This is a genomic window from Acinetobacter pullicarnis (assembly GCF_006352475.1).
Classification (GTDB): Bacteria; Pseudomonadota; Gammaproteobacteria; order Pseudomonadales; family Moraxellaceae; genus Acinetobacter; species Acinetobacter pullicarnis.
This window is the reverse complement of the sequence record NZ_VCMZ01000001.1, coordinates 3173254-3195135: the sequence shown is the minus strand read 5'-3', so window position 1 is coordinate 3195135 and position 21882 is coordinate 3173254. Positions and strand designations below refer to the sequence as shown.

18 protein-coding genes are annotated in these 21882 nt (G+C 41.8%); 6 read left to right on the top strand and 12 right to left on the bottom strand.

Annotated elements, in window-relative coordinates; genetic code table 11:
* Nucleotides 1–50: 50 nt before the first annotated feature.
* Nucleotides 51–821, bottom strand: coding sequence for a DUF4184 family protein (locus tag FD716_RS14180; protein WP_139852940.1), 771 nt, complete (start codon nucleotides 819–821; stop codon nucleotides 51–53).
* Nucleotides 822–948: 127 nt separating this feature from the next.
* Between FD716_RS14180 and znuD the strand changes: the two genes are divergently transcribed.
* Both znuD and FD716_RS14170 read left to right on the top strand, forming a co-directional pair.
* Complete coding sequence (gene znuD / locus FD716_RS14175) at nucleotides 949–3024, top strand: zinc piracy TonB-dependent receptor ZnuD (protein WP_139852939.1); 2076 nt, start codon at nucleotides 949–951, stop codon at nucleotides 3022–3024.
* A gap of 80 nt (nucleotides 3025–3104) precedes the next feature.
* Nucleotides 3105–4568, top strand: coding sequence for a phospholipase D-like domain-containing protein (locus FD716_RS14170; protein ID WP_139852938.1), 1464 nt, complete (start codon nucleotides 3105–3107; stop codon nucleotides 4566–4568).
* A gap of 102 nt (nucleotides 4569–4670) precedes the next feature.
* Here FD716_RS14170 and FD716_RS14165 read toward each other — a convergent pair whose 3' ends face one another.
* On the bottom strand, nucleotides 4671–5117 hold the full coding sequence (locus FD716_RS14165) for a hypothetical protein (protein WP_139852937.1): 447 nt from the start codon (nucleotides 5115–5117) through the stop codon (nucleotides 4671–4673).
* Nucleotides 5118–5294: 177 nt separating this feature from the next.
* On the opposite strand from FD716_RS14165, the gene FD716_RS14160 reads away from it, so the two are divergent.
* Nucleotides 5295–5684 carry an RcnB family protein gene (locus FD716_RS14160; RefSeq protein ID WP_139852936.1) on the top strand — a complete coding sequence of 130 codons (390 nt, stop codon included), beginning with the start codon at nucleotides 5295–5297 and terminating at the stop codon, nucleotides 5682–5684.
* 232 nt (nucleotides 5685–5916) lie between these two features.
* Nucleotides 5917–6276, top strand: a complete 360-nt coding sequence (locus FD716_RS14155; RefSeq protein ID WP_139852935.1) for an RcnB family protein — start codon at nucleotides 5917–5919, stop codon at nucleotides 6274–6276.
* Nucleotides 6277–6399: 123 nt separating this feature from the next.
* On the opposite strand, the gene FD716_RS14150 is transcribed toward FD716_RS14155, so the two are convergent.
* From FD716_RS14150 to FD716_RS14135, 4 genes are all read right to left on the bottom strand, one after another.
* Nucleotides 6400–6897: a phosphate-starvation-inducible protein PsiE gene (locus FD716_RS14150; protein ID WP_139852934.1), complete on the bottom strand. Its 498-nt coding sequence runs from the start codon at nucleotides 6895–6897 to the stop codon at nucleotides 6400–6402.
* 162 nt (nucleotides 6898–7059) lie between these two features.
* Entirely contained in the window at nucleotides 7060–8841 is a 1782-nt protein-coding gene (locus FD716_RS14145) for an acyl-CoA dehydrogenase C-terminal domain-containing protein (RefSeq protein ID WP_139852933.1), read from the bottom strand.
* A gap of 301 nt (nucleotides 8842–9142) precedes the next feature.
* Complete coding sequence (locus FD716_RS14140) at nucleotides 9143–10945, bottom strand: acyl-CoA dehydrogenase C-terminal domain-containing protein (protein WP_139852932.1); 1803 nt, start codon at nucleotides 10943–10945, stop codon at nucleotides 9143–9145.
* A 399-nt stretch (nucleotides 10946–11344) separates the two neighbouring features.
* A complete protein-coding gene (locus FD716_RS14135) occupies nucleotides 11345–11950 on the bottom strand; it encodes a hypothetical protein (protein ID WP_139852931.1) in 606 nt (201 codons plus the stop codon).
* A gap of 134 nt (nucleotides 11951–12084) precedes the next feature.
* On the opposite strand from FD716_RS14135, the gene baeS reads away from it, so the two are divergent.
* Nucleotides 12085–13752 carry a sensor histidine kinase efflux regulator BaeS gene (gene baeS / locus FD716_RS14130; protein ID WP_139852930.1) on the top strand — a complete coding sequence of 556 codons (1668 nt, stop codon included), beginning with the start codon at nucleotides 12085–12087 and terminating at the stop codon, nucleotides 13750–13752.
* A 15-nt stretch (nucleotides 13753–13767) separates the two neighbouring features.
* Nucleotides 13768–14457, top strand: a complete 690-nt coding sequence (locus tag FD716_RS14125) for a response regulator (protein WP_139852929.1) — start codon at nucleotides 13768–13770, stop codon at nucleotides 14455–14457.
* Nucleotides 14458–14531: 74 nt separating this feature from the next.
* Here the strand turns inward: FD716_RS14125 and FD716_RS14120 are convergent, their stop codons facing one another.
* The 6 genes from FD716_RS14120 to FD716_RS14095 all read right to left on the bottom strand — a co-directional run bounded on the left by FD716_RS14120 (nucleotide 14532) and on the right by FD716_RS14095 (nucleotide 21849).
* Nucleotides 14532–15125: a L,D-transpeptidase family protein gene (locus tag FD716_RS14120; protein ID WP_139852928.1), complete on the bottom strand. Its 594-nt coding sequence runs from the start codon at nucleotides 15123–15125 to the stop codon at nucleotides 14532–14534.
* Between the two features lie 227 nt (nucleotides 15126–15352).
* Nucleotides 15353–16795: a protein adenylyltransferase SelO gene (locus tag FD716_RS14115; RefSeq protein ID WP_139852927.1), complete on the bottom strand. Its 1443-nt coding sequence runs from the start codon at nucleotides 16793–16795 to the stop codon at nucleotides 15353–15355.
* Nucleotides 16796–16922: 127 nt separating this feature from the next.
* Nucleotides 16923–18089, bottom strand: a complete 1167-nt coding sequence (locus FD716_RS14110; protein WP_139852926.1) for an acyl-CoA desaturase — start codon at nucleotides 18087–18089, stop codon at nucleotides 16923–16925.
* A 423-nt stretch (nucleotides 18090–18512) separates the two neighbouring features.
* Complete coding sequence (locus tag FD716_RS14105) at nucleotides 18513–19226, bottom strand: glycerophosphodiester phosphodiesterase (RefSeq protein WP_139852925.1); 714 nt, start codon at nucleotides 19224–19226, stop codon at nucleotides 18513–18515.
* 64 nt (nucleotides 19227–19290) lie between these two features.
* Complete coding sequence (locus tag FD716_RS14100; RefSeq protein WP_139852924.1) at nucleotides 19291–19869, bottom strand: cob(I)yrinic acid a,c-diamide adenosyltransferase; 579 nt, start codon at nucleotides 19867–19869, stop codon at nucleotides 19291–19293.
* Nucleotides 19870–19983: 114 nt separating this feature from the next.
* The gene (locus tag FD716_RS14095) at nucleotides 19984–21849 is read right to left on the bottom strand and encodes a TonB-dependent receptor plug domain-containing protein (RefSeq protein WP_139852923.1); all 1866 of its coding nucleotides are present in this window, start codon (nucleotides 21847–21849) and stop codon (nucleotides 19984–19986) included.
* Between the last annotated feature and the right edge of the window lie 33 nt (nucleotides 21850–21882).

The following is a 21882-nucleotide window of genomic DNA, read 5'->3' as shown; positions in this document are numbered from 1 at the left end:
ATTTCATCTTTATCTATATTAATTTTAAAGGGAGGGAAATGGAAAAATGGCTAATTGGATTCAAATAAACCACAGTAATCCAAAATTAAAAAAACCAAACAACTCAAACTAAAACTGATTAAAGTGGCCGTGGCAAACTGATTAATCGAACGGCTGAAATATGCATATAAATCTAAATCAGCAAAAGCAATATTTAAACCCTGTGCATAATCCAGATAGGCAAAATAGCCGCTTAATAGACTAATCAGCATGAGGCTGATGGCAAAGTATTTGGTGTTTTTGTTAAGTTTAAGCGGTTGTTTATGTTTGCAATAATAATGAAATACCATCCATATAACGAGTGGCAATGCGACAATTGATGAGCCAATTTGAAGTACACGATGCATGGGATAAGTTTGATTTGAGAAAGTAACGGCTTGCCCCAGAAAATCGCTGAATGCAAAAGTTCTGAAGTCGAGATGAGTGAGTCCATCCCAAATTAAGTGCGTGGCTGTGCCGATCATTATACCGAGGCAAAGCATGAGAATAAAACCACAAGCATGTCTAAAAGAGCGAATACCAAGTGGGTCTGTAATATTTAAAAAGCGGAATAATACTGGTCGATAGAGTAAATACCAAAGACAGCAGAAAAATAAGCCAATGGCCAGATTAATCGTATAAAGCCCTTGCCATTGATGGCTTAAATTGTAGGTTTCAGTGGTAAATAATCGATATAAATCGGGAGCCATTGCACCAATCGCAAAAGCACCCATCGGAATACGCTGGCCAACTAATTTTGCAAGGGGCGGTGCAATGACCATATGTGAAACTGTAAAAGGCATTAAAACGCGCAAATAAAAATGAATGTAGGCAGTGTATAAAATTTTTTTGAACGAGGTTGTTTTTTATTGCAAATAATTTGAAATGTTATAACATAACAAAAAATTAGCAATGAGCTTAGATCACCACATGAAAAAATTTAGTCAAAGTGCATTAGCCCTTGCCGTTTTGTCGATTTTGACCAATAGCAGTTGGGCAGAAGAAGCATCATCAACAGCTATTCAGCTCGCCACCATCACGATTGCAGCGGAAGTATCGGATGACCTCGCAGCTGTTCAACGTGTAGATCAAGTACAACTTGCACAAAGTGCGAGCACGCTGGGGGAAGCATTACAGGGTGAACTGGGAATCGCCGCAAGTAGTTTCGGTGCAGGATCAAGTCGTCCTGTGATTCGGGGGCAAGACGGGGCACGGGTGAAAGTGACGGCAAATGGCAGTGAAACCATGGATGTTTCTAGTCTTTCTCCTGATCATGCAATTACAGTAGATCCGCAATTGGCAGAAAAAATTGAAGTGATTCGTGGTCCTGCGACCTTACTGTACGGTTCAGGTTCTGTAGGGGGCCTAGTCAATGTCACTGATTCTAAAATACCGACCCAAATGCCAGACAAGGGCTATGCAGGGCAAGCAGGTGTGCGTTACAACAGTGGGAATGATGAAAAACTGGCGCATGCTGGTTTAACCGTGGGTTTGAGTGATCACGTTGCAGTACGTATTGAAGGCTTAAGTCGTAAAGCAAACAACTATATTACCCCTGACTATACCGTAATCGAAGAGCATGGCGATCACGTACACAACGTTAAATCACGTCGTGTTGGCGATAGTTTTGCTGAGTCCGACAATGTCAATTTGGGATTATCTTGGATTGGAGAGCGTGGTTTTGCGGGAGTGTCGTATAGCAAACGGAATGACCAATATGGTCTACCAGGGCATAGTCATGAGCATGAAAGCTGTCATTTACATGGTTTGAGTTTATATTGTGGTGGGCATGACGATCACGGTGATGGTGATGATGACCATGACCATGGGCATGGTGAGCATGGTGAGCATGGTGGGGCTTGGATTGATTTGGCTTCTGAACGCTATGATTTTCGTTCTGAATTGAATGATCCTTTTAATGGTTTTGACAAATTACGGGTTCAAGCCAGTTATACCGATTATCATCATGATGAAATTGATGGGGATGTCACCAAAACACGTTTTGAAAGTAAAGCCTATGATGCACGGGTTGAATTAGATCATATTGCTGTTGCGGGTTGGACAGGGACTTGGGGCGTGCAAGGATCTCAGCAAAAACTCGATTTAACTGGGACTGAGGCAATTTTTGCACCGAATAAAACCCAAAAGTACAGCCTATTTGGTTTAGAGCAGAAGCAATGGCGTGATCTGCGCTTTGATCTGGGGACGCGTTTGGATTACCAAAAAATAGATATTGAGTCTAAGCAGAAAAACTTTGATGGTACGGCATTTTCATATGCGGGTGCTGCACATTGGGATTTTGCACCAGATTACACGCTTTCATTGACTGCTTCTCATCAAGAGCGTTTACCTTTGGCGCAAGAGTTGTATTCAAATGGCGTACATGTGGCGACCAATACCTATGAATTAGGTAATGATCAGTTATCTAAAGAGAAATCCAACAACCTCGAACTTGGCTTTAAATATGACGATCAGACACTCAGTTATGGCTTAAATGTCTACCATAACTGGTTTGATGATTATATCTATGCGAAAACCTTAGACCGCGTAGAAGACTTTCGTTTGATTCAATATCAGCAAGATTCAGCGAAGTTTTATGGGGCAGAAGGGACAATTGCTTATCAGTTTAGTCCAATCTATAAAGCGACAGTGTTTGGTGATTATGTACGCGGGAAAATTGACAGTGAAAATGCACCACGTGTTCCTGCCGGTCGCTTAGGTACCAAGCTTGATGCACAGTTTGATGCGCATTGGAAAGGTTCAGCCGAGTATTATCATGTGTTTAAGCAAGATGATATCAGTGCCTATGAACGTTCAACCCAAGGCTATAACATGTTGAATCTCGGGCTGTCTTATACAGGACAGTATAAAGCTGCCGAGGAATATCGTGTGTTCTTCAATGCCAATAACTTGTTAGATGACAAAGTCTACCAACATGCATCGTTCCTTGCGCAAATTCCACAAATGGGCCGTAATTTTATGATGGGTATCGATGTGAAGTTCTAATCGGGTATTTTTCACTAAATGAGTATTGAAAAATAAAGAGATAACACCTAGTCTGACCAGATTGGATTAGGTTGTTTGTTATGCGTATCTTTCGAAAAATTCACACTAAATTAAATTGGTCAGGTCGACGTTACTTTGGGGTAATCGTCGGCTTCTTAGCACTGGGCTATATCGCATCTGCGGTGTTTCAAGTGCTGAAGCCATTACCTTCGGGCTTGAACTATGCTGGGCCATTACGGCATGCTAATGTTCAGTTTTTGGCAGATCAAAGTTATGTGAATAGCAAGGGTGAGCAACAGCAGGATCAGCAGATCTTTGATCAGATATTTACCCTTATTGCCGAAGCGCAAACCACCATTGTGATTGATATGTTCTTATTTAATCAACAGGTGGGAGAGTCTAAGCTGGAATATCGCCCATTGAGCCAAGCATTGACTGAAGCATTGGTTTTTAAGCGCCTTGAAAATCCAAATATCGAAATTAAATTTATTACCGATCCAATCAACTCCGTTTATGGTGGTATTGCACCAGAACAATATCGTGAATTACGCCGTGTCGGTGTAGATGTCATCGAAACCAATTTAGTTCCATTGAGAGCTTCCAATCCTGCATGGTCTGGCTTTTGGTATTTGTGTTGTCAGGGGATAGGCAACAATGCTGAAACAGGTTGGTTAGCCAACCCATTTGGCGCAGAAAAAGTCACGATCAGAAGCTATTTAAATTTATTTAACTTTAAAGCCAATCATCGTAAAACTATTGTGGTTGATACGATGGCCGGTTGGAAAACGCTGGTAACATCAGCCAATCCACATGATGGCAGCGCACGCCATTCTAATGTTGCACTTTTGGTTGAGGGGCCGACCGCAGTTGATATTTTAAATACAGAAAATGTCGTTGCAAAAATGTCAGCAAGTGAGAGTCCCATTGTCGTGGTTGGAAATGTCGGTGCTGCGTTGGATTTACCACAAGTCCAAGTATTGACTGAGGGCGCGATTTATCAGGCGGTACAAAACTTGATTGAGTCTGCAAAACCGAATGACCAGATTGATTTGGCGATGTTCTATCTGTCTGAACGTAAAATTATTCAACAGTTGATTGACGCGCAACAACGTGGTGTAAAACTACGGGTTTTACTTGATCCCAATAAAGATGCTTTTGGTCGTGAGAAAAATGGCATTCCAAATCGACAAGTGGCTTCGGAGCTGCATGATGCCGGGGTTGATGTACGTTGGTGTAATACCCAAGGTGAACAATGTCACGGCAAAATGATTGTGAAATCAAATGCACAGCACAGCGAAATGATTTTAGGCTCTGCCAATTTCACCGCACGTAACTTAAAAAATTATAATTTAGAAACAGATCTACGTGTGATTGGCAGTACACAGCAAGCGGTATTTGTCGATGCAACAGATTATTTTAATGCCGCATGGTCGAATCAAGATGGTCGCCAAGCCAGTGTGGATTATGCAAAATTTGCGGATGATTCAAAGCTAAAATACTGGACCTATCGCTTTATGGAATGGTCAGGTATGTCGACATTTTAATCCGATAACGAGTAATGCTAACAGCGGCACTGCATGTGCTTAATATAAAAAATCCCCCTGTGCTATAGATGGCGAGGGGGATTTTTTATGCCTTAAGGCTAACTATTTATTCGGAGAAAGATATTGATCTAACTCTTTGTCCGTCATCTTTTCAAGCTCTTTTAGGTCAGTCTTGATTTTCCACTGTGCTTCATCTTCGACAGGACTAGGCAGACGAGCTTCCAGCCAGTCACAGACCACATCTGGGCTAAACTCAGGATGGTTACATTGAATCACCCAAGCTAGAAACTGTTGTGCTTCACCATTCATATAAGGTGGTGGAGAAACCGGGAAAAACTGCGTCGGTAAGCGTTCTTTGGTCGAAAGATAATTCAATACATGACCTAACTCTTGTACGGTTTGCCACGCCAAAGTGTGTGTGGTATCAATTTGAAATTTAAACCACCAAGCATGATCACCATCACTTCCATAAGCATCAATCCGTGATTTTTGAATGCTTGGCACTTTAGAAAAGAACTGATGAAGACGATCAAAACTTAAATCTGGCATAACGAATACTCTATAACCCAATATTTAAAGGGAATATAACAGATTCGAGCGTTTAGCAAAATTGCTTCACATCCTGCAAAGTATCGAAATGATCTTTGCTACAAAATCCCAATCTTCATCCATGGTTGTATGCATGCTTACGCATAAATTGGATAAGGATCTTCGGGAGAAATCAAGATGAAACCAATTATCATGAGTGCAATGCTCGCCATCAGTATGCTGAGCAGCAGTTTTGCAGTACAGGCAGAGCCTCGACATGCACATTCAGCAAGACACTATTCAGGCCAACACCATTCAACTCAATACCAGTCTCAGGCACATCGAGGTGCGGAGCGGCATGCCAATCATTATCGAGCAGCACCACGTTATTCCAATCAGCAGCATTTTCGTCAAGGCGGTCAGTTGCCCCCGGCCTATTGGAATCAGCACAGCCACGTCAATAACTGGCATCAGCATTCAAGACTTTATGCACCACCACGCGGTTATGCTTGGTACCATGCCGATGATCGTTATGTTTTGGCTGCAGTCGCAACAGGCCTAATTTCGGCAATTGTATTGAGCCATTAATCACAATAACCACCATCATTTTTTAAACAAGCCTTCGGGCTTGTTTTTTTTGAGGGGGATTTTATTGGTGTTTTAAATCTTATTTTGTTTTTTAATCAATTATATATCGACACAAATACAGCGTATAAAAATAAAATTCTCAGCTGCATATCCAACACGATTACGGTGTTTCTCCATTATTTTACATAGAGCGAGGTCTATTTTAAAACGATCATTCACGAGGAGAAAGACAATGAAAAAAACACTGATGGTCAGTTTGCTTTCAATATTTATGCTGGCAACCCCTATGTTTGCGATGGCGCGAGATGAGGGGCCACAAGGACATAATCTTGGTCGAGCAAATGATGCTGCACATCGTGGTGGAATGAATGCTTCGAAAAACAATTCGATAGGGCACGTAAACCGAAATGCCTATAATGTTGGTCAGCGTTTACCTGCACAGTATCGGACTGATCGCTACTATGTCACCGATTGGCGTAGCCGTCATTTATCTGAACCACCTCGTGGTCATCGTTGGGCGAATGTTGATGGGAGTTTTGTTTTGGTCGCGGTTGCAACAGGGATTATTTCACAGGTTTTATTGAGCCATTAAACCAAGCCTCAATTTATATTGGGGAGAGGTAAATAGACAAGAAGTGGGTTAAACAACCCACTTCTTTTTTTGTATTTGAAAATTGAAGATAAATCGAATTTAGATTTTGAGGGGAGGCTCAGCTTAAGCCAATTCATCATCTTCTGGGCGAGGGGTTTTGCCTTGTGGCAGTGGTTTATCGTTATGCTTTTCTCGAATCACCGAAGGATAATGCCAAGACGCGTAACGCACCACAAAAATAGCCAAGGCTAAAATTAAAATAGATCCTGTGATAATCACCAAATCCATGCTGGCTTTATGTTCATGTTGAATATTTGAAATCAGTAATCGGGTTAATGCCGTAATCGCCACATAAATCAGAAAGCGCACTGGCATGTGATTGGTCTTGAAGTAAATACCAACCATGGCGCCCAATTCTAAATAAATAAACAGCAATAAAATATCATCAATGGTGGCGTATTGTTTTACGGTGAAAATATCAATCACCGTATGGACCGCAGACCAAGCGACCATACAGCCAATAATAAATAAGGCCAAATAATGAAAAGCTTCAACCGCAAGATTGCCATAACGGTCTAACCAAGTTTCAAATTTTAAAAATTTAGGATCTTTATTTGACATGTTTGTTCTCGGAATAGGCAATTGGCGGATATCAACTCAGATGCAATTTTTATGCACATAACGATTTACTTATTATAAAAAAACGCCTGAATGTTCAGACGTTTTTTCTGAGGTATTGGTATTTTATCTGATCCAATACTTTAGCGTGCAGATTTGACAGCGTTAAGACTGATTGGTGAAATAATCTTCACTAAAGTTCATGAGTAAATCACTACCCGCTTTGATTTTAATAATACGTGAACTTAAATCTGGCAAGATGCGTTGAATAAAGTAATGGGTCAATGCCAGTTTGTTTTGATAAAACTCACCTGACTTACCTTGAGCTGCACTAGCGATTTTCGCAAACATATAGGTAAAGCTGAGCAGACCAACGGCATGTAAATAGTCAATTGCTGCCGCATTTGAAAACTCAGGATTTTCTTTGGCGCGATCAAGAATAAAATGAGTAATCATTTCAACTTCAGTGACCACATCTAAGGTCGCATCTTTAATAAAGTTTAAGTTAGGATCGAGTTCATTGGCAAAGTCACGGATTTCTGCCAAGTATTCAGCAAGATATTCACCATCACATTTAATGGTTTTACGGCCGATTAAATCTTGTGCCTGTACACCGTTAGTGCCTTCATAAATTTGCGCAATACGTAAATCACGAATACATTGCTCCATACCCCATTCGCGGATATAGCCATGACCACCAAAACACATTTGAGCATCAAGTGTTGCTTGGAATGCAGTATCGGTTAAATATGCTTTGGCAATTGGCGTAAGCAGTGCAACACGGATATTGGCTTGTGCGACGGCTTCAGGATCTGTCGAGTACTTGGTAATGTCGAGCTGTTGACCGACATAGACTGCGAAGGCACGTGATGCTTCATTATTAGCGCGTGAATTTAGCAGCATACGACGCACATCACCATGCACTAAAATGCTATCCGCAGGTTTGTTCGGTGATTGTGCACCGAGCACACTGCGGCCTTGTAAACGATCAGTCGCATATTGTGCTGCATTTTGATAAGCAAATTCAGAAGCACCAAGCCCTTGAATACCCATTGATAAACGTTCGTAGTTCATCATGACGAACATGGCTGCGAGGCCTTGGTTTTCTTTACCCACCAAAAAGCCTTTAGCCCCATCAAAGTTCATGACACATGTTGCCGAAGCTTTGATTCCCATTTTGTGTTCAATCGAACCTGGGCCCGCTGGGTTGCGCTCGCCCAAAGAACCATCGGCATTAACGATGAATTTTGGCACGATAAACAGTGAAATACCGCGTGAGCCGGCAGGCGCATCTGGAGTCTTCGCCAATACCAAATGAATAATATTCTCTGCTAAATCGTGATCACCACCAGTAATAAAGATTTTAGTACCCGTGATATTGTATGAACCATCACTATTTGGCTCGGCTTTGGTTTTGATAATACCCAAATCTGTACCAGCATGCGGTTCGGTCAAGCACATGGTGCCAGACCATTCACCTGAATAGATTTTAGGTAAATAGGTTTGCTTTTGTTCTTGAGAGGCGTAGCTGTTCAGCGCCATACCAGCACCGACAGACAACAGTGGATAAAGCATAAAAGAGGGGTTGGTGGCAAACAGCATTTCATCTGCAAGCACCGTCAACATTTTAGGCATGCCTTGGCCGCCCCATTCTTCATCTGCGGCTAAACCAATCCAACCACCCTCAGCATATTGTTTAAATGCTTGTTTAAAGCCAGCGGGTGTTGTGACCTGACCATTGCTAAAGGTTGCGCCTTCTTCATCGCCTGTGCGATTGAGGGGAAGGGTAACGTTTTGTGCAAACTTTGCCATTTCTTCAAGAATTGCTTCAGCGGTGGCTGCATCAACATGAGCAAGATTTTCATTGGCTTGCCAGAATTGTTCTGCATTAAAAACCTCATTGAGGATAAAACGCATGTCAGCAAGCGGTGCATTATAAATTGGCATAGTTTGTTCACCTATTTTGTTTAAATCAATCAAGCTTAATCGGATGATATTTTTTCTTAAAAAGGCTGAACTTAACGGGTTAAGCCTTCAAACATCACATCACAAAATGACGATCTGGAAATTTATTGGTTTCAAGCAGCATAAGCTTAAAATCAGTTTTGTTAAAGTGAGAAATTCTGCTGAATTGAATCACTTAAGCAAAATATTTAATTTTAGAAATCCCTTTATATCATCTCGTTTCATAAAAAAAGGACCGTCAATAAGATGACCGTCCTTTTTTAGAAATTATTTTACTGCGGAATTAAAATGCAAAATGTTCAGGGTCAAGTGCCATCAATGGCTCTAGACCACCTGCGATAACCTCAACATGCGAACGTACACGTGGCAAAATTTTCTTGAAGTAGAAACGTGCAGTCAAGATTTTGGCGTTGTAGAAGTCAACTTCAGTACTGCCCGCAGCGATTTGTTGCTGTGCAACCAATGCCATACGTGCCCATAGATAAGCAAGCGTCACATAGCCAGAGAAGTACAAGTAGTCAACCGCAGCAGCACCGACTTCGTCAGGGCTTTGCATTGCACGCATACCAATCTGCATGGTCAAATCGCCCCATTCTTTATTGAGCGCTGCAAGGGGTTCAACAAACTCTTTTAAATCTGCATTTTCTTTGTTACTTTCAACAAATTGATGAATGATTTTGGTGAAATCTTTAAGCATTGCACCTTGGGTTTGTAGGACTTTACGACCCAATAAGTCGAGTGCTTGAATTTCAGTGGTACCTTCATATAAGCAAGCAATACGTGTATCACGTACGATTTGCTCCATACCGTGCTCTGAAATAAAGCCGTGACCACCAAAGACCTGTACGCCGTGTTTTGCAGACTCAGAACCTGTTTCGGTTAAGAATGCTTTAGCGATTGGGGTCAAGAGTGACAAAATATTGTCTGCTGCTTTACGCTCGTCTTCAGTCGCACCTTGTTCAACAATATCTGAATACTGGCAGAGCAAGTAAACCAATGCACGCGCACCTTCAGCAAAGGCTTTTTGGGTGAGCAACATATTACGTACAGCAGGGTGCACAATAATTGGATCTGCTTCTTTTTCTGGGAATTTAGGACCAGACAAAGAACGCATTGCTAAACGGTCTTTGGCATAGGCCAAAGCACCTTGGAACGCGCTTTCTGAAGCAGATAAACCTTGTACCGCAGTCCCAATACGCGCAGTGTTCATAAAGGTGAACATGCAGTATAAGCCGCGGTTTTCAGGTCCAATTAAGTAACCTTTTGCGTTATCAAAGTTAATCACACAGGTCGCGTTACCATGGATTCCCATTTTGTGTTCAATTGAACCACAACGGACGGCATTACGGTCGCTGATGCTGCCGTCTGCGTTGACATTAAATTTAGGAACAATAAACAGCGAAATACCTTTGGTGCCTTTTGGTGCACCCGGTAAACGTGCTAAGACAATGTGGATAATGTTATCCGCCATGTCATGTTCGCCCGCTGAGATAAAGATTTTCTCACCCGTAATCGCATAGCTACCATCTGCATTTGGCTCTGCTTTTGCGCGAATAATACCTAAGTCTGAACCTGCTTGAGATTCAGTTAAGCACATCGTACCAGTCCACTCACCTGTCACAAGTTTTGGTAAGTAAAGTGCTTTTTGCTCATCAGAACCGTGATGCTCAATGGTACGTACTGCACCATGTGAAAGACCTGGATACATTCCCCATGCCCAGTTTGCAGTTCCGACCATTTCAGAAATGGTGGTTGCTAATGAACCTGGGAGGCCTTGACCGCCATGCTCTTCAGGTACGGAAAGTGAAGGGAAGCCGAGTTCAATATATTTTTGATAAGCTTCTTTAAAACCCGTTGGTGTTGTCACAACACCATCATTCCAACGACAACCTTCACGGTCGCCGACTTGGTTTAAAGGCGAAAGTTCATTTTCACAAAAGTCTGCAGCGGCTTCTAAGTATTGATCAACCAATTCACGACTTACGCTGTCCTTGAATGCAGGGAGTTTTGAATAATGTTCTTCAGCATTTAATAATTCGTGCAAAACAAATTGCATGTCACGTAAGGGTGCTTTGTATTGTGGCATAGCTGATTCCTCAATACTGGTTAAACCAGATTTAATTCTTAAGAATGTTGAATGTCGTCATTGACATCTAAATTGTACTGTCACATCGTGCAACAACTCGCGTCTAGGCACAAGTATCTAGCTGTAGTTTCTCTGTGACTGTAAAGTCAATAATAAATTATATAAATAAGTGAAGCGCTTTGAGTGTAAATGCTTTTGGCTAATTTAAAGTGACATGAAATGTCAAAATCGTAAATTTATATGTCGAAAAAAAGACGCCATTGGCGTCTTTTTTAAGGAGGTTTTTTAGCATAAGTTTAACTAGAAATGATCATTTCGTTTGCCTACTTTCACGTGCAAGCGTGGTGGTTGAATCGACCAGATTGGCTGTTTTGGCCGTTGTGTATAGGCATCTAAACACTAAACTTGGGTGTGATTTGATGTTGGGCTATGTCGGGTTCTCATGGCATTTTCATTGGGTTGGAATTTCACTAAACATTGGCCACTGATCAGTTGCTCACCCATTTTAGCTTGTATGGTTTTTCCGGGAGCTTGACCATCACAGGCTTTTTGTAGTGCTTGCCACGTTGCACGATGCTGTGCACGTTGGGTCGAAAATTGTTGCATCACTTGTTCACGTTGTGCCGCGGTCATATTTTCCATATTTTTACGCTCCATATGCATCATTTGGCGATGTGATCCATGTTCTGCTTGATGTTCAGAGCGTGCCTGATGGTCTGGTTTAAAGGTCATTTGGCATTGTCCCGCAATGCTTTTGTCACCGACTTGTAACTGGACACTTTCTCCCAGTTTTTTGCCATCACAGGCTTTTTGCATTTGCGCAAAGGCTTGTTTACGTTCTGTGCGATGGGTTTGATGTTGCTGCTTTTGTTCAGCCGTGAGCTGAGCATGGCGATGTCTTTCGTTGTTGTCTAGGCTTTGGGACTGGGTTGATTGACATGCACTCAAAGCGCCAACACTAAAAATACTTAAGCTGATTAATCCAAGTTTAGTTGTCATTTTCATTATTGAGATCCTCAATCTACGGGATGAATTTTATGTGTTAAAGATTAAGCAATAATGATGAAGAAACAATGTAGAGTTTTTTGAGGCAATGTTGGTTAAAATGCGGAAATAGCAGAAAAAATGTGAGAGTCAATTTGAAAGCTCGCCGCATCCCCATCGCATTGCGTTTATTTTGCACCGTATTATTAACCACTTTAGTGATTATTACGGTCAGCTTGGGCGTATTACATTGGACCATGCAAAGAAATTTTTCCCAATACGTGGCCGATGTTGAAATGCAAAAGTTAGATCTCTTGGTTGAGAATCTGGCTGGCGTTTATCGTGTCTACAATGATTGGGGGAATTCGATTCAAGCGCAAATTTTGCAAATTGAAGGCCAAGCCGCGCCAGATGATTATGATAAATTGTCGCAGTGGTGGTTACGTCGTCAATATGATATTGCCTTGCAGCAACGTTATTTTAATGAACATGCATATATTGATGGCAATGTGGATGCCGATACCGAAAATGATGCAGCGGTTTTAGATCAACAAGATTTAAAAGTTCTGAGAGATAATTTACCTTCAGAATACCGTCCTTTTGAAGGTCTGATTTTTCCTTTAAGCGCTGCGCAAAACTTCTATCGCACTAAAAATAAAGAACGTAATAAAACCGCAGATGCTGAAGCAACGCATACGGCACAGAAGAATATAGGCAAGCGCATTATCGCGATGCCAGATCGTTTGGGCTTAAGTTCGCGTTTGGCGCTCTACGATGCCGATCAGCATTTTGTGGTGGGGGAGCGCGGCGAGCAGCAGATTTCTTATCGGCCGATTATGGTTGATGGCAAAACAGTAGGATATCTTGGTTTAAAACCTGTACTTGATCAGCAAGATGTCCTCAGTATTAACTTTTTTAGTAATCAAAAACGTTATTTATTATTGGTTTATATCCTGACGTTTATCACCAGTTTAATTGCAGCGCTGTGGTTGGCAACCTATTTTAAAAAGCCAATTCAACGGTTACTTCATGCAACTCGCGAGTTGACCAAAGGCAACTATTTGCATCAAGTCAAAATTAATCGTAATGATGAGTTGGGGGATCTTTCCAATGAAATTAATCAGTTGGCAGAGATTCTAGATCAGCACGAGCGCTCAAGACAGCAGTGGGTGGCTGATACGTCACATGAGTTAAAAACGCCACTTGCGGTGTTGCAAGCGCAGATCGAAGCCGTTCAAGATGGGATTCGACAAGCTACTCCAGAGCATTTGACTGCGATGATGCGTCAAGTCATTAGTCTGAAAAAGTTGACCCAAGATTTAGCAGATTTGGCACAGGCTGATGCCCAGCAACTGAGCTGTTATTTGACTGATGTTGATCCGTGGGATGTGGTACAGCAGGAAGTGGATAACTTTAAATCCAAATTTGAGCAGGCCAATCTGCGTATTCAGATACAGGGTAGTGGTGCAATCTTGGCATTAGATCGTGATCGCTTTAGACAAATTGTGGTGAACCTGTTGGGTAATAGTGTTCGATATACTGAAGCAGGTGGTGAAATTCAGATTCATACTGAACAAGATGCTGATGCTTGGACGCTCTATGTCGATGATAGCCCTTATGGTTTGACAGATGAACAGTTGACGCATTTAGGTGAGCGTTTCTATCGAGTCGATGATTCACGTACACGCAGTACTGGTGGAACAGGTTTAGGTTTGGCACTGTCAGTCAAAATTGCACAAGCTTTGGGTGCCAGCTTGCAATTTGAGCACTCGCCTTTAGGTGGCTTGCGTTGCAAGCTGCGTCTTGCTAAAAATATTCAATAAAATAAGGAAGTAGAAATGAAATACATCATGTTGGTTGAAGATGAAGTGGAATTGGCGCAATTGGTTCGCGATTACTTAATTGCTGCGGGTTTTGAGGTTGGTATGTTCCATGATGGACAAGAAGCCTACCAAAGTTTTCAACAACGTAAGCCAAGTTTAATGATTTTAGACTTGATGGTACCACGTATGGATGGGCTAACAATTTGCCGTAAAGTTCGTGAGCAGTCAGATTTACCGATCATTATGGTAACTGCACGTACCGAAGAGATTGATCGGGTCTTGGGGCTGAACATGGGGGCTGATGACTATGTCTGTAAACCATTTAGTCCCAAAGAACTGGTTGCACGTGTACAAGCCGTACTGCGCCGTTTAGAGCGTAAAGCTGAACCGAATGAGCATGATTTATTCCGGATGGACAAAGGCCAGCAACGCATCTGGTTTCAACAAAAGTCTTTAAATCTAACCCCAACTGAATTCCGTTTATTAGAATTGTTTTTAGAGCATGTCGGACAGGTTTATTCACGCGCTCAATTGCTTGATCATATTAATCCCGACAGTTTTGATGTGGCTGACCGCGTGATTGATAGTCACATTAAGAACTTACGCCGTAAAATTGCGGAAGTAGCGGAAACTGGTAATCGACATGAATGGGTACAAGCGGTCTATGGTGTAGGCTATCGTTTTGAATATCCAAATGAATTGTAAGACTTAAAGTTTCACGTGCCGTACTATTGCTCAAAGCGTTAACAGAAGCGATATTGGTCAACTTAAAGCCTCAATTATGGATAAATCATAATTGGGGTTTTGTTTTTAACCAGTTGCCAAATTTCATCAATATCACTATTACGGACTGCGATACAGCCGAAGGTCCAATCCTTTTGCGGTAGATACTGCATGGTTTGGCGGGTCTGTGGAATTTTCCCCGTGGTTGAGCCATGAATCATAATATCGCCACCGGGACTGACACCACGTTGCAAGGCTGCTGCACGATCTTGGGCGTTGGGGTAGGAGATATGGAGGGACTTATAAAATGCACTATTGGGATTGCGCCAATCAATTTCATAACGTCCTTCAGGGGTTTTTCCATCCCCTTCTTGTTGTTTATGGCCCTCAGGGGTAAAGCCAAGCCGCATCGTATAATTTCGAATCACTTGATCATGATGCATCAACTCGGCTTTGCGCTGTGATTTATACACACGAATTTCGGTAATTGGGCTGTTTATTTTAATCTGCTCAATTTGCTGGCGTGTCAGTGGCTGTTGTTGTACAGGCGTCGGTAAGAAGCCTTGATATTTTTGATAAATAAAAGCAGTGGCTATAACAATCAGTAATATTGAAATTAAAAAAATAACAGTTTTCTTATTAAATTTCATTGTCATATGCTTAGTTTTCTAGGTTGAGTCAATACAGCGCAGGGTCTTAAAGGGAGTTTATATTTTTAAACGAGTAGAGAACAGGAAATAAAGGGAAAAGCAAGATTTTGATTTTGAAAAATTTCATTTTGGAAAAGTGTGCCTTGCGGAGCTGAAAAGCATGATTTATTTTATCCTGTGGATAAACACAAGTTTATCCACAGAAAATGTGTATAACTCAAAGCGCATTATGAGGAACAACTGACCATAATTTCAGGTTGGTCACTCGGCAATGGAGCCAGATCAGCAGCGCGTTCTAAATCTGCTTGGCGGGTATAAGGCTGACTTAGCAGTTGGAACAGTCGATCGACTTCACTAAAGTCATCTTGCTCAGCCAGTTCAATCGCGGTCTGTAGCATATGATTTCGCAAAATATAAACAGGATTGACCTGTTGCATCTTGGCATCAAGTGTTGCGGTATCTTGGCCACTACGGATCTGTTGATATTGAATCAGGAATTCATCAAAGGCACGGGTATTCAAACAATCATCTTTAAGTTTTTGATAATGCTGTTGTTGGAGCAAAATAAAGCTTTGACTGTAATCCAGCTGTTCACTTTGTAGGATGTTTAAAAAGGCCATCGCACAGTCGAAGCTGTCTTTATGAAAGTCAGGGAGACCGATTTTTTCACAGAGTCCAAGGCGATAATGTTCTAAGAAAGTCGGTTCAAAATGCGCAAGACATGCGACTAAATCTTTTTTAAAGCTTTCTTTTTCATCAGCAGCAGCCAACGGAATCAGATTGTTGACCCAAACCCATAAATTCCAATGGCCAATGCTCGGCTGCTGTTTATAACTATAGCGGCCAGTGTGGTCAGAATGGTTGTTAATCCAACTTGGGCGGAAACGCTCCATAAATCCATAGGGACCAAAATCGAGGGTAGAGCCCGTGATATTGAGGTTGTCGGTATTCATTACCCCATGTGCGAAACCACAGAGCTGCCATTTGGCAATCATGATTGCGGTACGTTGGATCACCTGTTGGGCAAAAGCCAATACCGGCTGTTCGGCTGTTAAACACGCTGGGTAATGCCAAGTAATGCAATGATCCACAAAGTCTTTCAGTAAATCAGGTGCATATTGGTTAATCCACTCAAAATGTCCCAAACGGATATGGCAATCACTGCTTCTGAGCATCATTGCACCAGGTTCGCGTTGCTCACGTTGGACGGCTTGGGTGGATGAGGTGAATCCAACTGCATTGCTTGAAGGCACGCCCAGTGCAGTCAATGCATGCCCTGCAAGATATTCACGAATAACCGAGCGTAATACTGCACGACCATCACCCATACGAGAGTAGGGGGTTTTACCAGCACCTTTTAAGTGGAGGTCAGTGGTTTGTCCATCCGTTTGGATTACTTGTGCAATCAATACCCCACGGCCATCGCCCAGTTGTCCTGCCCATTGTCCAAATTGGTGACCGGCATAGACCATTGCTAAAGGGGTAAATTCGGGAAAGGTTTGTTGACCACTACAAATCTCGACCCATTGCGCTTGATCGGCAGCAGACCATTGTAATTGTTCAGCAAGGGCTTGATTGAAGTGACCTGCCTTAGCGCCCATGAGTGGACTTGGTTGCTGTTGATGGTACAGGCGGGCATCGAGCGTAGGATACTGAGAAATAATATGCATAAGGCGGCAACGAGTGAAGCAAGCGTTTTACTATAGCAAATTGTACTGCTAAAAAAACATCATCCCAAACGAATCAATCCCCAAAGCAGGGGATTGATGGTTGTTACTGAATTAAAAAATATTGGTTTTATTCAGAAATCGTATTCTTTTTAATGGTGCGCATTAATGTTTCAAGGCGTGAGCGATGGAAACTGAGTTTTTGCTCAACCAATTGGAAATCAACATTTAGTTTGATGTCCATGTTGTGGATCTTTTCTGCCACGGCTGCTTTTTTAGCAAGTAATTCTTGCTCTTTCAGCTTGGCCCAATCGTTTAGGGTATGTGTGAATGCCTCATATTCCAAAGCCACTTTCTGTTTCATGGCATTTATATCAGCATTCATATCATGACCATAAACGGCTAAGTCTTGCTCTGCATATTTGAAGCGCATTGCGAGTTCGGCTTTTTTGATATTAAAGCTTGGAATACGACGTAAATTACTGGCTAAACCAATTTTTGAACAAGACCAAATCAGCCATTTGGTTGGATCATATTGCCACCATTTCACACCATTACGATAATCGTATTGGAAGATGTGATGATAGTTGTGATAACCCTCACCCCAAGTCGCAATGGCTAACCAGAAGTTATCACGTGCGGTATTTTCATCGGTATACGGACGTTTACCCCACATATGACACAGTGAGTTAATAAAGAAAGTCACGTGATGGCTGAGGATTAAACGAACCAAACCACCCAGTAAAACGACACCCCAAACATCACCGACAGCCCAACCAATACCGCCTAGGATGGCGACATGCACTGCAATCACCAGTGGAACATAGTATTTGTGCTGAAACATCACCAACTTATTTTTGAGGAGGTCTGGTGCATTTTTAAAATTCGGTTCTGCTGCAGGATAGTCGCGTAACATCCAACCCATGTGTGCAAACCAGAAACCTTTGTTAATTGAGTAGGGATCTAGGTCGATATCATCAACATGGCGGTGGTGGGTACGGTGGCCAGATGACCAAAATAAAATACTATTTTGTACCGCAAAAGTTCCCGCAATCATCAGTATTATCTGTAACGGTAATGCTGCTTCATAGGCTTTATGCGCCCACAAGCGATGATAACCCGCTGTAATACCTAAACTACTAACAGGTAAAAGGAATAATAAACTGAGCCATGCGGCAAGACTGAAATCATGTTGCAAGGCATAAAGTGGAATGGCAATCACGGCAACGATTGGTAAAAAAATCAATGCAAAAATTGCGATCCAGTTGATTGGGGCTTTGGGCAAGGGAGCATTCATCTCCAACAGCACTCCTAGAAACCTTAGAAGAAGGCAAAAAATCGAGCCATAGCCAATTTCTATAGGCTATGTTTCGACAGATATTAGCATGAGCGAACAGTTGTCCACTAGCATTATTGTACATTTGTATGGGAAATAAAAGTAACAGAATCCATCAATCCATCGATTACTTTTTTCTCAGTGAAAAACAGCAATACAAAAGAGAATAGAACATCATTTTAATTGAGTGCTGAACCGCAATTTCGGCTTAACGCCAGCATTATGGTTAAATTAAGTATTCAATATAACAGTGAAAACCATAAAAAACTGTTATGACAGCAAGCGCTAAGATTCCACTGCAAGATGAACTAAGCGATCCAAGCTGATGCCTAGCTTAATTGAATGGGAGTTAAAAAAAATCCCTGATAATGGTTTTAGTGATGATTAGTTGAGTTGTTGCAGCATGTATTTAGGGAGATCGGTAATCACGCCATCGACCGCTAGGTTTTGCAGATGCTGTAAGCGCGAAAAATCGTTGACGGTCCAAACACTCACTTTTAATCCTGCTGCTTGCGTCGCTGCAATTTTTTCATCCGTTGCGAGTTGATCCATCCAGCCGATTTGGCAGCAACCGAGACTGAGCGCAAGCGCTATAGGTTGTGTTAATGCTGCATCTTCAATCAATAAACCTGTGCTTAAACCCGAATTCTGCTGCTGTACAGCATGCAGAATCTTATGATCAAAACTGGTAATTACCGCATTGTGTTCAAAACCCTTAAGCTGCTGAGTTAGGCTCGTGACCAATCTCTTTGCAGCTGCAAGGCTATTGACGGCTTTGACTTCAACTTCAATATGTTCAAATTGGGTCATCAAGGCCAAAGCTTGATCGAGTCGCGGCGTATCCTGATGTTGCCAATCTAGCCAAATCGCTGCTTGATTAAAGCGCTGCAGTTCATTTGCATCAATCGCATACAGCTCATGTTCAACACCCGTGGTGCGCAGAAAGTTATCATCATGCATCACCACTAAAGTATCGTCGTTAAGTTGCCTGACATCAAACTCAACCGCAGTAATGCCCAAGTCTTTAAGGTAGGAAAATCCGCCTAAAGTATTTTCAGGGGCTTCACCCCGTGCGCCACGATGCCCAATGATTCGCATGTTTTAACTCGATCCTGATAACGGTTGCATCAATATATAGTTAAAATAAAAATGCAATTCAAGCCTAAATGCTGTCATTAATATTTTTTTGCCACAACACTTCATTGCCACCTTCATCACGTTGTAAGGCACGCGATGCTACGAACAACCAATCTGAAAGACGGTTCAACAATTGTAGTGCGGTGGCTTGAATATTTTGATCGCGCGCATGCACGGTCATCAAACTACGTTCGGCACGACGGCAAACAGCACGTGCTTGATGCGCATAACTACAGTTCAAGCTACCCGCAGGCAAAATAAACTCTTTGAGCATTGGTAAGTCTTGATTCATGCGATCAATATCTTGTTCGAGGTATTCAATGCAGACACTTTGTAGCAAATGATAGTTTGGAATACAGACTTCACCGCCCAAATCGAACAACCAATGTTGAATTAAACTGAGCGATTTGTCCCATGATGCTTGATCTACAATTTGACTGTTGCTGATTTGCGCACGCAATACCCCAATAATGGCATTCAATTCATCAACATCGCCCAGTGCATGAATACGCAGGTCATCTTTGGTTACACGTGAGCCATCGCCGAGTCCTGTCGTGCCAGTGTCACCCGTGCGGGTATAGATTTTACTTAAACGGTGTCCCATGGGAATTCCTAAATTTAAAAAGCATGAAGTTGAGCAGAACAATAATGAGAACGTATAAAAAAGGATAATGCCATGATCATGACATTATCCTCAATGATTTCAGTTCAGTATGGCTTAGTATTTAAAGGTTACGCCTGCAGAAGCTAAGCGACCACCATTGATGTAGTAATAACCACCACCATAAGATGCTGTTTTATACTCTACGTCACCGACGTTTGCGATATTGGTAAAGACTTTGACGTTCGGATTAATATTCCAATAGGCATTTAAGTCAACCGTTGCATAACCAGGGGTTGTACCTTCATATTCTTTAGATGTTGACTTTGATACCAATGAAGCACTAATCCCGTAAAGTTCATTTTCTAAGCCTGTTGTTAGAGTTAGACTTTGACGAGGACGTCTTAACAGTTCCTTATTGGTTTCTTCATTCTTGGTTTTGACGTAAGCGTACTCTGTTGTTAAAAATAAGCCGTCTTGCTTCCATTTTAAACCAAGCTCACCACCCGTCATTTTTGCTTTGTCAGTATTAAAATATGAAGCAATAGATGTATTGTTAGCAACATCAAAATGAGATGCATATTCGATCAAATTTTTAACTTTAGTTTGATAAATAGAGGCATAGGCAGTTAAGCCATAATTAAGCTCTTGATCAATTCCCAACTCGTAAGAGATGCTCTCTTCAGGTTTTAGATCTTGATTGCCGATTGTTATATAGGTGGTATCGCCCCATTTTGAAGAATCGGTGTAGTAAAGTTGATTGCCTGTCGGCGCTTTAAATGCAGTCCCGATATTTGCATAGATGCTTGTTAGTGGCGTGATTTGAATACGACTTGCTAATTGGCCTACAACATGGTTTCCGAACTGATCATTATCTTCTAGACGTATACCCGCTTGCGTATGGACGCCATCATCGTTGTATTGATGCTGCAAATAGTAGCCAGTCGAATCTAAACTTTTTTTCCTATTGATAATCGCTAAACTTTCAACATCTGCATTGTTTATACCGACGCCAGCGATTAAATTTTGGTGTTCGCTAAAGTTCCAACGTAGATTTACATCTCCTTCATTGCGCTCAGTATTGAAGAAATATGTGCTGACTTTTCCAGTAATCTCATCTTTAAAGTTTGAGTAACGTGCATTGATAGATAAATCTGAGTTCAGTTCAAAACGACCGTTCACATTAATGAGACGATTGAGAAAATCTTTTGAGCCACCGTAATAAACGTTGGTTCCTTTATTCTCATTCATGTCTACAGAGACGGCATACTGCTCTTGCTCATAGCCAACTTTTGCTTCATAACCTTTCTGATCATAAGACGCCCGCGTACTATCTTTGTCTGTTACTGGCGTACCATTACTTTCTAAGCGTTGGCCACGAATCTGTGCATATAAGCCATCCTTGACGAAGTCAGCCCCAATAATTGATTTATATGTGTCGTATTCTCCAGCTTCCGTTGTCACAAATATTTTTGATTTTGTTGGTGCTGTTGTTCGAACATTAATTACGCCACCAATGGCATCTGTACCATATTGAACAGAGGCAGGGCCTTTTAATACTTCGATCTGAGAAATATTACTTAAGTCAATATATGGAATGCTTGCTCCACCATCAAGTGCCGTATTTAAACTCGCACCATCCTTTAAAAACAGAGTATGAGCAGAGTTTGTTCCACGTATAAATGCAGACGTAACTTGTCCCATTCCGCCACTTTGTACAATATTGAGTGCTGATTCACGACGTAACAATTGGCCTAAATCAGTTATAGGGGATTGTTGAATGGTTTTTTCATCAATTACAGAAATACGCGCTGGAACGTCTTCGATTCTTTCTTCTGAACGAGATGCTGTCACAACAAGGGTTTCAAGCTGTAAAATATCTTGATTCGATGCTGAATTTGTATTGGCAAAAGCAGGACTTGATAGGCCCATCGCAACCGCGATTGCACCGACGAGCGTAGAAGGTTTAAATTGATTTGACATGATTTTCTCCAGACACCCAACCCCACGTGAGTG

Bases quoted from the DNA above. Each gene is read 5' to 3' on its own strand.
- FD716_RS14150 (WP_139852934.1), bottom strand. From the start codon at position 6,897: ATGTCAAATAAAGATCCTAAATTTTTAAAATTTGAAACTTGGTTAGAC.
- FD716_RS14110 (WP_139852926.1), bottom strand. From the start codon at position 18,089: ATGAATGCTCCCTTGCCCAAAGCCCCAATCAACTGGATCGCAATTTTT.
- FD716_RS14165 (WP_139852937.1), bottom strand. From the start codon at position 5,117: ATGCCAGATTTAAGTTTTGATCGTCTTCATCAGTTCTTTTCTAAAGTG.
- FD716_RS14115 (WP_139852927.1), bottom strand. From the start codon at position 16,795: ATGCATATTATTTCTCAGTATCCTACGCTCGATGCCCGCCTGTACCAT.
- FD716_RS14145 (WP_139852933.1), bottom strand. From the start codon at position 8,841: ATGCCAATTTATAATGCACCGCTTGCTGACATGCGTTTTATCCTCAAT.
- FD716_RS14120 (WP_139852928.1), bottom strand. From the start codon at position 15,125: ATGAAATTTAATAAGAAAACTGTTATTTTTTTAATTTCAATATTACTG.
- FD716_RS14160 (WP_139852936.1), top strand. From the start codon at position 5,295: ATGAAACCAATTATCATGAGTGCAATGCTCGCCATCAGTATGCTGAGC.
- FD716_RS14135 (WP_139852931.1), bottom strand. From the start codon at position 11,950: ATGAAAATGACAACTAAACTTGGATTAATCAGCTTAAGTATTTTTAGT.
- znuD (WP_139852939.1), top strand. From the start codon at position 949: ATGAAAAAATTTAGTCAAAGTGCATTAGCCCTTGCCGTTTTGTCGATT.
- FD716_RS14095 (WP_139852923.1), bottom strand. From the start codon at position 21,849: ATGTCAAATCAATTTAAACCTTCTACGCTCGTCGGTGCAATCGCGGTT.
- FD716_RS14140 (WP_139852932.1), bottom strand. From the start codon at position 10,945: ATGCCACAATACAAAGCACCCTTACGTGACATGCAATTTGTTTTGCAC.
- FD716_RS14170 (WP_139852938.1), top strand. From the start codon at position 3,105: ATGCGTATCTTTCGAAAAATTCACACTAAATTAAATTGGTCAGGTCGA.
- FD716_RS14125 (WP_139852929.1), top strand. From the start codon at position 13,768: ATGAAATACATCATGTTGGTTGAAGATGAAGTGGAATTGGCGCAATTG.
- FD716_RS14155 (WP_139852935.1), top strand. From the start codon at position 5,917: ATGAAAAAAACACTGATGGTCAGTTTGCTTTCAATATTTATGCTGGCA.
- FD716_RS14105 (WP_139852925.1), bottom strand. From the start codon at position 19,226: ATGCGAATCATTGGGCATCGTGGCGCACGGGGTGAAGCCCCTGAAAAT.
- FD716_RS14180 (WP_139852940.1), bottom strand. From the start codon at position 821: ATGCCTTTTACAGTTTCACATATGGTCATTGCACCGCCCCTTGCAAAA.
- FD716_RS14100 (WP_139852924.1), bottom strand. From the start codon at position 19,869: ATGGGACACCGTTTAAGTAAAATCTATACCCGCACGGGTGACACTGGC.